Raw genomic sequence first — 15,147 nt, 5'->3', positions numbered from 1 at the left:
CTTTTTGGTTCGACGCATGTCGTGACCCCAAAACCGCTGAACACTTTTGGGCGACATGCTTTTTGATTTGATGCATGTCGTTGTCCCAAAACCGCTGCGCAGTTTTGGGCGACTGCTTTTTGGTTGATGCATGTCGTTGTCCCAAAACCGCTGCGCAATTTTGGGCGACATGCTTTTTGGTTGATGCATGTCGTTGTCCCAAAACCGCTGCGCAGTTTTGGGCGACATGCATTGCCTGAAAGACATGCACGAATAAAGATTTCTTTATATCCCATTGTCGTTTGACGCCCGATCTGCTAGTCAGACCGGCATTTCGCGCCCCTCCATGCGCCTCCCGGCGCCGGCGCGCTCGAGACAAATCACACCGGAGTACTGCCATGACGGGTAGCAAGGACTATGTGGTCGCCGACATCTCGCTTGCCGGCTGGGGCCGCAAGGAGATCGAGATCGCCGAAACCGAAATGCCGGGCCTGATGGCCTGCCGCGAGGAATTCGGCGACAAGAAGCCGCTCAAGGGTGCGCGCATCACCGGTTCGCTGCACATGACGATCCAGACGGCGGTGCTGATCGAGACGCTGAAGGCGCTGGGCGCCGATATCCGCTGGGCCTCCTGCAACATCTTCTCCACCCAGGACCATGCCGCGGCGGCGATCGCCGAAGCCGGCATTCCGGTGTTCGCGATCAAGGGCGAGACGCTCGAGGATTACTGGGACTACACCGACAGGATCTTCCAGTGGGCCGATGGCGGCACCTCCAACATGATCCTCGACGATGGCGGCGACGCCACCATGTACATTCTGCTCGGCGCCCGCGCGGAGGCCGGCGAGGACGTGCTGTCCAATCCCGGCAGCGAAGAGGAAGAGATCCTGTTCGCGCAGATCAAGAAGCGCATGAAGGCTTCACCGGGCTTCTTCACCAAGCAGAGGGATGCGATCCGCGGCGTCACCGAGGAGACGACCACCGGCGTCAATCGCCTCTACCAGCTGCAGAAGAAGGGCCTGCTGCCCTTCCCGGCGATCAACGTCAACGACTCCGTCACCAAGTCGAAGTTCGACAACAAATACGGCTGCAAGGAATCGCTGGTCGACGGCATTCGCCGCGGCACCGACACGATGATGGCCGGCAAGGTCGCGGTCGTCTGCGGCTATGGCGACGTCGGCAAGGGCTCGTCCGCCTCGCTGCGCGGCGCCGGCGCCCGCGTCAAGGTGACCGAAGTCGACCCGATCTGCGCGCTGCAGGCGGCGATGGACGGTTTCGAAGTTGTCACGCTGGAAGACGCCGCGCCCACCGCCGACATCGTCATCACCACCACCGGCAACAAGGACGTCGTGACGCTCGACCACATGCGGGCGATGAAGGACATGGTGATCGTCGGCAACATCGGCCACTTCGACAACGAAATCCAGGTGGCGTCGCTGCGCAACCTGAAGTGGACCAACGTCAAGCCGCAGGTGGACATGATCACCTTCCCGGACGGCAAGCGGATGATCCTGCTGTCGGAGGGCCGCCTGCTCAACCTCGGCAACGCCACGGGGCATCCGAGCTTCGTGATGTCGGCCTCGTTCACGAACCAGGTGCTGGCGCAGATCGAGCTGTTCAGCAAGCACGGCCAGTATCAGAACCAGGTCTATGTCCTGCCCAAGCATCTCGATGAGAAGGTCGCGCGGCTGCATCTCGGCAAGCTGGGCGCCAGGCTGACGGAGCTGTCTTCCGAGCAGGCCGCCTATATCGGCGTGACGCCCCAAGGACCGTTCAAGCCGGAACACTACCGCTATTAACCAAGACGCAATAATCTACCATATATTGAAGCCGGGTGGTTGACTTTCCGCCCGGCTTTATTTTTGCGTCAATGATTCTTCACGCCGATTCCGGCAGGGTTTATTGTTGTGATTCGCGGTCCGGGGACAGATGGGCCGGGGACGCATCAGGGCGGTCTTGCATTCAAGCGGCGAAGAGGACCAAGACATGCCGGGGGAATACCCGCCAAGCGCGGGAGAGGCCGTTTCCGGCGGCCACGAGGATTCGAGGATGAGCGGCTCCGCCGCCGGTGGCGGGTTTCCGCGGCGCGCCGCGCGGATCGGCGCGTTTGTCGCGACCTTCGTGCTTGCCGGCCCGCTGCTCTGCGTGGCGGCGCAGGCGCAAACCGGCTTCGCGCAGGCGGCGAAGCTGTCGGTCAGCACCGTCGAGGTGATGCAGCTCGCCATGTTTGCCGGCGTCATGGGCGCGGCGCTGCTGTCGGCCATATTCCTGATCCGCGAGCGGGCGCGCACGGCGGCGCAGAACGCCGAGCTCAGGGCGCGTATCGCCGACGTCAACGCGGCGCTGCAGCGTTCCGAGGCGCTGCTCAACCTGCGCGACCAGCGCGTGGTCGTCTGGACCTCGGACAACAAGAAACCGGAACTCATCGGCAGTCTGCCGCTCGAAAGCGGCGCGCCCGATGACCGTGCCGCCTTCCTGGCCTTCGGCCGCTGGCTGATGCCGCGCTCGGCAGCCGCGTTGGAACACGCGGTCGCCGCCTTGCGCGAAAAGGCCAAGACCTTCGATCTCGTCATCGAAACGCAGGCCGGCATGCCGCTCGAAGTGCATGGCCGCAAGAGCGCCGCGCATGTGCTGGTGCGCTTCATCTCGCTGTCCGAGACGCTGCGCAGCCAGGCCAGGTTGAAGATCGAGAACCAGCGGCTCAACGCCGACTACGACATCATTTTCGGCCTCCTCGACGCGTTGAAGATGCCGGCATGGCTACGCGCGGCCGACGGGCGGCTGAAATGGGTCAACCGCGCCTATGCCGAGGCTGTAGAGGCGCAAAGCGCCGAAGCGGCCGTGCGCGAGGCGAAGGAGTTCCTCGGCGGCCAGGCGCGCGAGCAGATCGTCGAGCAGCACAAGTCGCGCGCGGTCTTCGAGCAGACGCTGTCGACGGTGATCGAGGGCGACCGCCGGATGTTTTCGGTGACCGACTTCGCGAGCGCCGAGGGCGCGGCCGGGCTCGCCTGCGACACCAGCGCCATGGAGACGATCCGCGCCGAATATGAGCGCACGGTGCGCAGCCACGCCGACACGCTCGATCAACTCAACACGGCGGTGGCGATCTTCGACACCGACGAGAAGCTGCGCTTCTTCAACCAGGCGTTCCAGAAGCTTTGGAGCCTGGACAGCGGCTTCCTGCACAGCGCCCCTTCCAATGCGATGCTGCTCGACCGGCTACGCAGCGAGGGCAAGATCGCCGAACAGCCGGAGTGGCGCCGCTGGAAGGAGAACCTGCTTGGCGCCTACCGGGCGGTCGAATCGCAGGAGCACTGGTGGCACCTGCCGGACGGCAAGACGATCCGCGTGGTCGCCAACCCGCAGCCGAAGGGCGGCGTCACCTGGGTGTTCGAGAACCTGACCGAGAAGATCGATCTCGAAAGCCGCTACCAGACCGCGGTGCGCGTGCAGGGCGAGACGCTGGACAACCTCGCAGAGGGTGTCGCCGTGTTCGGGCCTGACGGGAGGCTCCGGCTGTCCAACCCCGCCTTCGTCGCGCTGTGGGGGCTGGAGCCTGATGCGATCAAGCCCAACGTGCATGTCTCGGCGATCCGCGACCTTTGCGATCGGCGCGCGGCCGACAGTCCGTGGGGAGGCTTCGTCGCCGCCATCACCGGCTTCGACGACGAGCGGCGCGATCGTCACGGCCAGGCCGAACTCGTCGACGGCACGGTGCTGAGCTATGCGGTGATCCATTTGCCGAACGGGCAGGTGATGATGACCTTCGTCGACGTCACCGACACCGTCAATGTCGAACGGGCGCTGAAGGACAGGAACGAGGCGCTGGAGAAGTCGGACCAGTTGAAGAACGAGTTCGTGCAGCATGTTTCCTACGAGCTGCGCTCGCCTTTGACCAACATTATCGGCTTCACCGAGCTGTTGTCGCTGCCCGCGACCGGGCCGCTGACGCCGAAGCAGCGCGAATATGTCGAGCATGTCGGCTCGTCGTCCTCGGTGCTGCTCACCATCGTCAACGACATACTGGACCTGGCGACGGTCGATGCCGGCATCATGCAGCTCGACATTTCGGAGATGAGCATCGAGAGGACGATCACGGCGGCGGCCGAGCTGGTTGCCGATCGGCTGGAAGAGCATTCGATCAAGCTCAAGGTCGATGCGGCGGCGGCCCCCAAGAGTTTCCATGGCGACGAGATCCGCATCCGGCAGATCCTCTACAACCTGTTGAGCAATGCCGCGAATTACGCGCCGGAGGCGAGCACGATCATCCTGTCTTGCCGCCAACTGGCCGAAGGCGTCGAGTTCTCCGTCCATGACGACGGACCCGGCATGCCGCCGGATGTTCTGGAATCGGTGTTCCGCCGCTTCGAGCCGCGCGCCAATGGCGGGCGGCGGCGCGGCGCCGGGCTGGGGCTCTCGATCGTCAAGAGCTTCGTCGAACTGCATGGCGGCAGCGTGCGCATCGAGACCGGCAGGGACCAGGGCACCACCGTCGTGTGCACCTTCCCCGACACGCCTTCCGGTGGTATCCGCGAAGCGGCCGAGTAACAGTTTGGCAGGGATGGTGGTGGAGCGTTTTCTCGCCGACGAGGCGGCGACGGCACGGCTTGGCGAGGACCTCGCCATGGCGGTGCGCGCCGGCGATGTGATCGCGCTGAAGGGCGACCTCGGCGCCGGCAAGTCGACGCTGGCCCGTGCCCTGATCCGGGCGCTTGCCGATGATGCCAGCCTCGAAGTGCCGAGCCCTACCTTCACGCTGCTGCAGAGCTACGACACGCGCATACCGGTCCATCATTTCGACCTCTACCGCCTTGCCTCCCCGGACGAACTCGATGAGCTTGGGCTCGACGATGCGCTGGAGCAAGGCGCGGCACTGATCGAATGGCCGGAACGGGCCGGAGACCGTTTGCCGGCGGGCGCGCTCCAGGTGGAGCTTGCAGAGCACGGCGAGGGGCGGCTTGCGACAATCGCCGGACAAGATGCCGTATTCGAACGCGCCGCACGGTCGTTGGCGATGCGCGATTTTCTCGCCACGGCCGGATGGGGCGAAGCCAGCCGCCGCCATTTCGTCGGCGATGCGTCCGCCCGCTCCTACGAGATCGTCTCGCTTTCCGGGCATGCGCGGCGCGTGCTGATGAACTCGCCGCGCCTCGTGCTCGGCCCGCCGGTGCGCGACGGCAAGCCATATGCGGTGATCGCCCATACGGCGCAGTCGGTGACCGCCTTCGTCGCCATCGACCGGGCGCTGCTTGCGGCCGGTGTCAGCGTGCCGGTGATCCATGCTCAGGACCTCGACCAGGGTTTTCTTCTGCTCCAGCATCTCGGCTCGGAAGCTTTTTTGGGAACCGACGGCCAGCCAATCGCCGAGCGCTACGAGGCAGCCGCGGAACTGCTGGCCGCGATGCATGGCAAGGCTTGGCCGGAGCGCATGGAGGCCGCGCCCGGCGTGTTCCATGAGGTGCCGCCATTCGATCGCGACGCCATGCTGATAGAGGCCGACCTTCTGGTCGACTGGTATGTGCCGATGGCGACCGGCAAGCCGGCAAGCGATGCCTTGCGGGCCGGCTACTACAAGGAATGGAATGCGGTGCTCGATCGGCTCGCTGGAAGCGAAAATTCGCTGATGCTGCGCGACTTCCATTCCCCCAACATCATCTGGCGCGGCGAGCGCTCCGGCCTCGACAGGCTCGGCATCGTCGACGTGCAGGACGCGCTGATCGGCCCGGCCGCCTATGACGTCGCCTCGCTTGCCATGGATGCACGCGTCACCGTCTCGCCCGAGATCGAGCAGCGGACGGTCGCGGCCTATGTCGCGGCGCGGTATGCTGCGGGCGCCTTCGACGAGGCCGGTTTCGCCGAGGCCTATGCGATTATGGCGGCGCAGCGCAATTCGAAGATCCTCGGCATTTTCGTGCGACTCGAAAAGCGCGACGGCAAGCCTTACTATCTGAAACATCTGCCGCGCATCCGCGACTATCTGAGGCGGGCCCTGGCGCATCCGGCGCTCACCGGCCTGAGGGATTTCTACATGGCTCACGGCCTGCTGGAGGAACGCTCGCCATGAGGCCGACGACCGCGATGGTGCTGGCCGCGGGGCTGGGGAAGCGCATGCGGCCGCTCACCGACACGATGCCGAAGCCGCTGGTGAAGATCGCAGGCAAGGCCCTGCTCGACTGGGGGCTGGACAGCCTGGAAGCTGCCGGGATCAGCAAGGCGATCGTCAACGTGCACTATCTGCCGGAGCAGATCATCGCCCATGTCGCCGGGCGCCGGGAACCGGAGATCGTCATTTCCGACGAGCGCGAGGCCTTGCTGGAATCGGCGGGCGGCATCGTCAAGGCGCTGCCGCTCTTGGGCAGCGAGCCCTTCTATGTCATTAACGCCGACACGTTCTGGATCGACAGCGGTGAGCCCAGCCTGGAGCGCCTTGCCCTTGCATGGAACGCCGCCAGAATGGATATTCTGCTGATGCTCACCGATCTCGACTCAGCGACCGGACACGGCGTCGGCACTGATTTCATGGTCGCGCCGGATGGCGCCTTGCGCCGCTCGAAGGGCGATTCGGCCGGCCTGATCTATGCCGGCGCCGCGATCATCCATCCCCGCATCTTCAAGGACGCCCCGACGGGCTCACATTCTCTCAATGTCTATTTCGACAAGGCGATCGCCGCCGGCCGGCTGTTCGGGATGGCGATGAGCGGCCGTTGGATCACGGTCGGCACCCCCGACGCCATTCCGGCCGCCGAGGCGGCGGTCGCCGGCGCTCTAGCGACCGCATCGGCCCAAAAATCGGCTCCGATTTTTGGAAGGCACGATGCGTAGATTCAAAAAGTTAGATCGTCCTTTGTGCGCCCCAACGGGCACACGGCGATCCCATGCGGTATGAGCGGCTCGCGCCGCGTCTTCTCCATCCCGCCCGGAGCGCCGTTCTTGCCGACGCTGGCGGAGGCGTTGCTCGACGGCAGCCTCATTCCCGGCTTCCGCTTCGACGGCGACCCATTGGCATTGGCCGACGCCACCATCTATGTGCCGACGCGTCGCGCTGCGCGGGCGCTGCGCGGCGTCTTCGTCGATGTGCTCGGGCGCCGGTCGGCCATCCTGCCGACCGTGCGGCCGCTCGGCGAGTTCGATGAGGACGAGGCGGCCTTTGACGCCGAGGCCGCACCGGCAATCGAACTTGCACCGCCGATCGCCGCGCAGGAGCGGCTCCTGTTGCTGGCGCCGCTGGTGCGCGCCTGGAAGGAGAGCCTGCCGGCGCATGTCGCGGCTCGGTTCAACGAAGAGTTCGTCGTGCCGACCTCGGCCGCCGACGCCATCTGGCTGGCGCGCGACCTTGCGCGGCTGATGGACGAGATCGAGACCGAGGGCACGGATTGGGGCAAGCTCGCGACGCTGGTTAGCGGCAACCTCGCAGGCTGGTGGCAGGTGACCCTCGATTTCCTCGGCATCGTCACCGACAACTGGCCGAAGCTGCTTGCCGAGCGCAACCGCTCCAATCCGGCGGCCCATCGCAGCGCGCTGATCCGGCTGGAGGCGGCGCGGCTGCGGCGCAATCTGCCGGCCGGACCGGTGATTGCCGCCGGATCGACCGGCTCGATTCCCGCGACGGCGGAGCTGCTTGCCGTGATCGCAAGTCTGCCCAGCGGCGCCGTCGTGCTGCCCGGTCTCGACCGCGAGCTGGACGATGCGTCTTTTGCGGCGATTTCGGCACTGGGCGCGCGACCGGCGACGCTCGGCCATCCGCAATACGGCCTGGCGAAGCTGATCGGCGGCATCGGCATCGCACGGCGCGATGTCGAGCCGATCGGCGCAGCGGCGACGCCGCTGGCATTGCGTGCGGCTCTGGTCGGCGAGGCGCTGCGGCCGGCCGAAACCACCGAGCGCTGGACGGAAACGAGGCCGCGCTTCACGGCAACAGACCTCGAGCAGGCGCTGGCCGGCGTGACGTTGGTGGAGGCGGCCAACGAGCGGGACGAGGCCGCGGCGATCGCGATCGCGCTGAAGCGCGCCGTGGAAATGCCAGGCAAGCGCGCGGCGCTCGTCACAGGCGACCGCGCGCTGGCGCGGCGGGTCTCGACCGAGCTTCTGCGCTTCGGCGTCGTAGCCGACGACTCAGGCGGCACGCCGCTCGTCAACACGCCGGCGGCCAGTCTCTTGAGGCTCGCATTGCAGGCAGCGTTCCGGCCCGGCGACCCGGTGGGCCTGCTGTCGCTGCTCAAGCATCCGCTGCTTGGGCTCGGCCTCGAACGCCACGCCCTGCGCAAGACGGCCGAACTGATCGAGCTGGTGGCGTTGCGCGGCGGCACCGGCCGGCCGGACATTGCCTCGCTCAGTGCGCTCTTCGAGGCGCGGCTCGCCGGCCTCGGCGACGACAGCCGTCCGCCCTTCTGGTTCCCACGCCTGACCGTCAACGGCATCGAGCAAGCGCAAGATGTGCTTGGCCGCCTTGCCGAAGCGCTCGCCCCTCTCACGGCGATGCGCGGCGACAAAGACGCCGACATCGCGACGCTGACGCGTGCAAGCGTCGAAACGCTGGAAAGCCTTGGCCGCGCGCCCGACGGCAGCCTCGCCGGGCTCTATGGCGGCGACGCCGGCGAAAAGCTGGCGGACCTTTTGCGCTGGTTGATTGCCGCGGCCTCTCCCTTCATCTTTGCGGCCGGCGAATGGCCGGACGTCTTGGAAGCGCTGATCGCGCCGGAAACGGTCAAGCCGGCGCATGGCACCGACCGCAACATCGCCATCTGGGGTGCGCTGGAAGCCCGCCTGCAGAGCGTCGACACGCTCGTCGTCGGCGGCCTCAATGAAGGTGTCTGGCCCCGGAAGCCTGAGAGCGACCGCTTCATGTCGCGGCTGATGAAGACCGGCATCGACCTCGAGCCGCCGGAGCGGCGCATCGGTCTTGCCGCGCATGATTTCCAGATGGCGATGGGCAGCAAGGAAGTCGTGCTGACGCGCTCGGCGCGATCCGGCGACGCGCCGGCTGTTCCGTCGCGCTGGCTGCAGCGCATCCTTACCTTCATCGGCAAGGATCCCGCGATGGGGCTTCGCCAGCGCGGCGATGCGCTGCTTGTCTGGGCGCGCGCGCTGGATGCCGGCGAAAGACAAGAGTTCGCAACCCGCCCGCAGCCGAAGCCGCCGCTCAGCCTCAGGCCGCAGCATTTCTCGGTCACCGAGATCGAGACGCTGCGCCGCGACCCGTATGCGATCTATGCCAGGCGGGTTCTCAGCCTAATGCCGCTCGACCCGCTCATCCGCGATCCCGGCGCCGCCGAACGCGGCACCCTGTTCCACGAAATCCTGCATCTCTTTTCCCGACGGGTTGAGGATCCGCGGGAGCCTGGCGCGCTGGCAGCTCTCATCGAGGCCGGGCGCCTTTGCTTTGCCGACGCAGCACTGCCGCCAGACATCGAGGCGGTGTGGTGGCCGCGTTTCGAAAAGCTTGCCGCCAACATCATCGAATGGGAGCATGGCCGCGCCGAAGCGGTGGCCAGGCGCTTTGCCGAGGAGCGCGCGGAGAAGACGATTGTCGGTCGCACCGGCGTCACGCTCTCCGGCTATGCCGACCGGGTCGACCTGCTTGCCGGCGGCATGGCCGATATCCTCGACTACAAGACCGGCTCATCGCCCTCGAAGGCACAGGCGCACACGCTGCTGTCGCCGCAGCTGGCGCTCGAAGGCGCGCTTCTCAGACGCGGCGCGTTCAAGGAGCTGGGTATCTGCGAGCCCTCGCAGCTTGCCTTCGTGCGGCTGAAGCCCAACGGCGAGGTGTTCGAGGAATCGATCCTCGAATACAACCGCAAGCCAAGGACCGCCAACGACCTGTCCGAGGAAGCCTGGGCGCGGCTGGAGCGGCTGCTCTTCCACTATGCCGATCCGAACACCGGCTATCTTTCACGCGCGCTGCCCTTCCGCGAGGGCGAGGCCGATGGAGACTACGATCATCTGGCGCGCGTGCTCGAATGGTCGGCCGGCGGCGCAAGCGAAGACGAGGCGGAAGGATGAAATATCCGATCCCCTCCGATACCGCCGCCAGCCAGGCGTGCGCCTCCGATCCCGGCAATTCCGCCTGGGTGTCGGCCAATGCCGGATCGGGCAAGACGCATGTGCTGGCGCAGCGCGTCATCCGGCTTCTGCTCAACGGCACCGATCCCTCGAAGATCCTGTGCCTCACCTATACGCGCGCCGCCGCCGCCAACATGTCGAACCGCGTGTTCTCGACCCTGTCGGAGTGGACAGCACTTGCCGATGCTGAGCTTGCGGCGAGGATCGCGGCGCTGGACGGCCGCGGCGCCGACCGCGATACCCTGCGCCGCGCGCGCCGGCTGTTCGCCGAGGCACTGGAGACGCCGGGCGGCCTGAAGATCCAGACCATTCACGCCTTTTGCGAATCGGTGCTGCACCAGTTTCCGCTCGAGGCCAACATCCCCGCGCATTTCGAGATGCTCGATCCGCAGATGGAGGCCTCGCTGTTCGCGGATGCCCGTCGCGACATGATCTCGGGCGCGAGCGCCGGCGTCGAAGGCCTGGCGGAAGCCTTCGCCATGGTGCTGGAGCGCGGCGGCGAGTCCGGGCTGGACGCGCTGCTTTCGGAAATCGTCGGCAAGCGCGACGAATTGCGTGCCTTCATCGAAAAGCTCGGCAAGGGCCGGGACTTCCGGCCGCTTTTCGCCGAGTTCGGCTTCCGGCTCGGACAGACTGCCGATGACATCGCCGCGTCGGTCTGGCCGCTGACGGGCTTTGCGCCAAGCCAATTCGCCGAATTCGCGCGTGCTGCCGAAGCAGCCGACGCGCGCCAGGTGCTGAACAACGTCCTGCCTTACGCAGAGAGCGCCTTTGCCGAAGCCGATCCGATCCGGCGGCTGCGGCTGCTCGGCAAGGCCTTCCTGCGCTCCGACGGCGATCCTTACGACCCGCCGAAAGTGTTCAAGAAGGCATTGGTCGATCGGCTGCCCGACCTTTCGGAGCGCTACCTCCAAGCGGCCAAGGCGATCCTGGAGGTGTCGGATCGGCTGGCGCTGTTCCGCATGCTCGAAGGCACGGCGGCCGCGCTGACCGTCGGCGGCTGGCTGATCGCCCGCTATGAGCAGCTGAAGCGAAGCCGCGGCTTCCTCGACTTCAACGACCTGATCACCCGTATCGTCAGCCTGCTGTCGCGGCCCGATGCCGGGCCATGGGTGCAGTTCAAGCTCGACCAGGGCATCGACCACATACTGCTCGACGAAGCGCAGGACACCAGCCCCGACCAGTGGGAAGTGGTGAAGAAGCTGACCGAAGAATTCTTCGCCGGGCTCGGCCAGCGCGAGGCGGTGCGGCGTACCGTTTTTGCCGTCGGCGACGAGAAGCAGTCGATCTATTCATTCCAGGGGGCGGCCCCAGATTCCTTTGCCGAAAGCCGGCTATTGTTTGCCGGGCGCGTGCGCGACGCGGAGGCCTCCTTCGCCAACCTAAAACTCACCTGGTCATTTCGCTCCAGCGACGACGTGCTGGCGGCAGTCGACCGGGTCTTTGCCGAACCGGGCGTGCGGCGCGGCATCAGCCATGATCCCGATCCGCTGAGCCACAAGGCGATCCGCACCGACGCGCCGGGCTATGTCGAGGTGTGGCCCTCGATCGGCGCCGAAATGGTCGAGGAGCCAGACGACTGGACCCTCCCGGTCAACCACGCCAGCGCACCCGCCGTGCGCGTCGCCGAGCATGTTGCCGCGACCATCCAGCACTGGCTGAGGAACGGCGAGGTCATCGAGGGCAAGGGCCGCAAGCTGACTGCCGGCGACATCCTTGTGCTGGTGCGCAAGCGCGACCGCTTCGTGCATGCGCTGTCGCGCAGCCTCAAGAACCGGCAGATCCCGGTCGCCGGTGCGGATCGTCTGAGCCTGCCCGGCCATATCGCCGTGCAGGACCTGATCGCGCTCGGCCATTTCCTGATCCAGCCCGAGGACGACCTGTCCTTGGCCGCGGTGCTGCGCAGCCCGATCTTCGACGTCTCGGAGGAAACCTTGCTGGCGCTCGCCGGCAAGAGGCCCAGGAGCCAGTCGTTGATCGGCTCGCTCCGCCAGCACGCTGCTGCAGATGAGGCGCTGGCCGCTATCGTAGGCCGGCTCGATGGCTGGGCGAACGAGGCCGCTTTCAAGCCCGTGTTCGAATTCTATGCCGCAGCGCTGGCGCGCGACGGGCTGCGCCGCAAGATGACGGCGCGGCTCGGGCCGGAAGCCGGCGACATCCTCGACGAATTCCTGAGTTTTTGCCTGGCCGAGGAGCGCACCGGCCTGCCTGGGCTGGAATCCTTCCTGTCGACGCTGGAAAACAGCGGCCCCGAGATCAAGCGCGAGATGGACCAGACCCGCGACGAGGTGCGCGTCATGACCGTGCATGCCGCTAAGGGTCTTGAAGCGCCGGTCGTCTTCCTGGTCGACGGCGGCTCGGCACCTTTCAGCGACCAGCATCTGCCGCGGCTGATGGCGTTCGAAGGCTCGGGTGCGCAATGGAAAGGCAAGGGCTATCTGTGGCGCTCGGCCGGCGACGTCGCCAATGGCGTTTCGCGGGCGGCCTCGGCGCGGGCGCGCGAACTGGCGGACGACGAGTACCGCCGGCTGCTCTATGTCGGCATGACCCGCGCCGAGGACCGGCTGATCGTCTGCGGCTATCACGGCAAGCGCCAGCCCAGCACCGGCACCTGGCATTCGGTCGTCAGCCGCGCGCTGACCGGCGCGCCGGAAAGCACGGAGCGGCGGCACCCCGCGACGGCCGATGTGGCGGTGCATCGCTTCCATATGACGAAGCTGCCGCCGGTGGCGTACACCGGGACCGACGAGACGGCGACGTTCGAACATGCCGCACCGCTGCCGGACGGCTTGTTCCGACCGCTGCCGCCTTACGAGGACCTGCCGCGACCGTTGTCGCCCTCCGGTGCGTCGGCGCTGATCGACGAAACGACCGAAGCACTGCCCGACACGCGCTCGCCGGTGCTGGACGCCGAGGCCGAGCCCGGCTTCGCGGTGATGCGCGGGCTGGCACTGCACAAGCTGCTGCAGATGCTGCCCGGGATCGCCGAGGGCGAAAGGCAGGATGCAGCGGAACGCTATCTGGCACGTGCCGGTGCTGCTTGGCCGAACGGTGAGCGCGAAAAGGCGCTGGAAGCAGTGCTGTCGATCCTTTCCGACGGCCGGTTCGATGTGCTGTTCTCGCCATCGTCGCGGGCCGAAGTCGCGGTCATGGGCAGCCTGGAGGTCAAGGGCAAGCTGCGCTCCATTTCCGGCAAGATCGACCGGCTGGCGGTCACGCCGGAAAAGCTGGCGATCGTCGACTACAAGACCAACCGGCCGGCGCCGACGAGCCTGGCGGAAGTGCCGCCGGCCTATGTGCTGCAGCTGGCGCTCTACCGCGCGCTGCTCCAACCGCTCTATCCGGGCCGCGACGTGTCGGCGGCGCTGCTGTTCACCGAGGCGCCCAGGCTGATCGAGCTGCCGGCCGCGGCCATGGACGACGCCCTTGCTCGACTCACGGCAGCGTGACACAAGAACTGCTTGAAGATCGCCACCACAACCACCACATTTGGTGCAACCCGAGTTTTCGAAAGGATTTCAGCATGGCCACCGTCAAGGTCGACAAGGGCAATTTCCAGGCCGATGTGCTCAACGCCAAGGAGCCGGTCGTGGTGGATTTCTGGGCCGAGTGGTGCGGTCCCTGCAAGATGATCGCCCCGGCGCTGGAAGACATCGCCAAGGAGCTCGGTTCGAAAGTGAAGGTTGCCAAGCTCAATATCGACGAGAATCCCGAGCTTGCCGCGCAGTACGGCGTGCGCTCGATCCCGACGCTGATGATCTTCAAGGGCGGCGAAGTCGCCGATATGAAGGTCGGCGCGGCGCCGAAGACCGCGCTCTCGCACTGGATCAACGGCAGCCTCGCCTGAGCCAATCCAAACATTCGAACGAACGAGCCCGGCCATCGCGCCGGGCTTTTCTTTGGCGCCATCGCTGACGGCGCTCTGGCACTGCCGACGCGGCCATCCACCTCCTCTTCTACGCGAAAAGGAGAACCCCATGACCGGAACAGCCAAGGCCACCGTCTTCATCGACAATGAGCGGGTCATCGTCACCGAATACCGTTTCCAACCGGGTGACAACACCGGCTGGCACCGCCACGGCCACGACTATGTCATAGTGCCGCTGATGGATGGCAAGGTGAAGCTTCTGACCAAGGAGGGTGAGTCCTTCGCCGAGATGAAGAAGGGTGCCCCCTATTTCCGCAAGGAAGGGGTCGAGCACGACGTCATCAGTGCCAATGACGGGGAATTTGCCTTCATCGAAATCGAGCTGAGGTGAGATGGCGAGCCATCAACTGCCATCTTGATGGCAATTGCTGATCGACCTATATATTCTCCTAAAGCGCGTCGCGCTGAAACGTATCCGGGCGACGCGCTTTAAGTCTTTGATTTGATGCATGTCGTTGCCCAGAACCGCTACACACTTCTGGGCGACATGCATTAATAACGGAGGTCTGTATGGCCGAACCACAGCTCTCAGTCCGTAGCGCAAAAGCACGGGATCTCGCACATCGACTTGCTCGTCGCGAAAATCGGTCCATAGCCGATGTCGTCGAACGCGCGCTTGAATCCTACGAAATTCGTGAGGCAGGGCGCGAACCCGCATCCACCTTCTATGCTCGCCTGGCAGCGAGCTGTGGCACCGACATTGATCTGGAGAAAATTATCCGCGAAGGCCGTCAGGTTCATACGGGACCTGATCTTTGATTTTCGTCGACACCAACGTGATTTCTGAGACGCTCAAGAAGGTACCGGACCCAGCCGTTCTGGCTTGGCTTGTCCGCAACGATGCCGAATTGGCCCTTCCTACCGTGGCCATTGCTGAAATCGCCTTCGGCATCCAAAAGATACGACCCGATGAGCGTGCCGTTCGCCTGGAGCAAGGGCTTTCTCAGTGGCGCCACCGCTTTGCCGACCGCATTTTTGGACTGACGGAAGAGGCTGCCCTGGCTTATGGCGAGATCATGGGGACCGCCTTGCGCCAAGGCCGTGGCATGTCGGCTCCCGATGGCATGATTGCGGCGATCGCACGCGTCAACGGTGGTCGACTGGCAACACGCAATCTGCCCGATTTTGGCTCCGCCAACCTTGACCTGATCTCACCGTGGGATTTCTGAGCCGCCTCT

General features: G+C 65.6%; 10 protein-coding genes. All 10 read left to right on the top strand.

Annotation, left to right across the window (positions count from 1 at the left end; all coding sequences use genetic code 11):
• Window positions 1-377 precede the first annotated feature (377 nt).
• The 10 genes from ahcY (at window position 378) to EN818_RS12845 (ending at window position 15,138) form a co-directional block, all read left to right on the top strand.
• Entirely contained in the window at window positions 378-1,778 is a 1,401-nt protein-coding gene (ahcY, locus tag EN818_RS12890; RefSeq protein WP_095805141.1) for an adenosylhomocysteinase, read from the top strand.
• 187 nt (window positions 1,779-1,965) lie between these two features.
• Window positions 1,966-4,527: a PAS domain-containing sensor histidine kinase gene (locus tag EN818_RS12885; RefSeq protein WP_135904567.1), complete on the top strand. Its 2,562-nt coding sequence runs from the start codon at window positions 1,966-1,968 to the stop codon at window positions 4,525-4,527.
• Between the two features lie 4 nt (window positions 4,528-4,531).
• Window positions 4,532-6,043: a tRNA (adenosine(37)-N6)-threonylcarbamoyltransferase complex ATPase subunit type 1 TsaE gene (tsaE, locus tag EN818_RS12880; protein WP_095805142.1), complete on the top strand. Its 1,512-nt coding sequence runs from the start codon at window positions 4,532-4,534 to the stop codon at window positions 6,041-6,043.
• Window positions 6,040-6,801, top strand: a complete 762-nt coding sequence (locus EN818_RS12875) for a nucleotidyltransferase family protein (protein WP_095805143.1) — start codon at window positions 6,040-6,042, stop codon at window positions 6,799-6,801. The genes tsaE and EN818_RS12875 overlap by 4 nt, the downstream gene beginning before the upstream one ends.
• Window positions 6,802-6,861: 60 nt before the next feature.
• A complete protein-coding gene (addB, locus tag EN818_RS12870) occupies window positions 6,862-9,981 on the top strand; it encodes a double-strand break repair protein AddB (RefSeq protein WP_095805144.1) in 3,120 nt (1,039 codons plus the stop codon).
• Window positions 9,978-13,490, top strand: coding sequence for a double-strand break repair helicase AddA (gene addA, locus EN818_RS12865; RefSeq protein WP_095805145.1), 3,513 nt, complete (start codon window positions 9,978-9,980; stop codon window positions 13,488-13,490). Before addB ends, addA begins: the two co-directional genes overlap by 4 nt.
• Before the next feature lie 74 nt (window positions 13,491-13,564).
• On the top strand, window positions 13,565-13,888 hold the full coding sequence (trxA, locus tag EN818_RS12860) for a thioredoxin (RefSeq protein ID WP_041000044.1): 324 nt from the start codon (window positions 13,565-13,567) through the stop codon (window positions 13,886-13,888).
• A gap of 130 nt (window positions 13,889-14,018) precedes the next feature.
• On the top strand, window positions 14,019-14,300 hold the full coding sequence (locus tag EN818_RS12855; protein WP_095805146.1) for a cupin domain-containing protein: 282 nt from the start codon (window positions 14,019-14,021) through the stop codon (window positions 14,298-14,300).
• Between the two features lie 179 nt (window positions 14,301-14,479).
• Window positions 14,480-14,728, top strand: a complete 249-nt coding sequence (locus EN818_RS12850) for a type II toxin-antitoxin system VapB family antitoxin (RefSeq protein WP_095805147.1) — start codon at window positions 14,480-14,482, stop codon at window positions 14,726-14,728.
• Complete coding sequence (locus EN818_RS12845; RefSeq protein ID WP_095805148.1) at window positions 14,725-15,138, top strand: type II toxin-antitoxin system VapC family toxin; 414 nt, start codon at window positions 14,725-14,727, stop codon at window positions 15,136-15,138. Before EN818_RS12850 ends, EN818_RS12845 begins: the two co-directional genes overlap by 4 nt.
• Window positions 15,139-15,147 lie beyond the last annotated feature (9 nt).

The sequence above is a fragment of the Mesorhizobium sp. M3A.F.Ca.ET.175.01.1.1 genome, assembly GCF_004791945.1.
In the GTDB taxonomy this organism is placed as follows: domain Bacteria; phylum Pseudomonadota; class Alphaproteobacteria; order Rhizobiales; family Rhizobiaceae; genus Mesorhizobium.
This window is presented reverse-complemented; position numbering and strand designations above follow the sequence as displayed.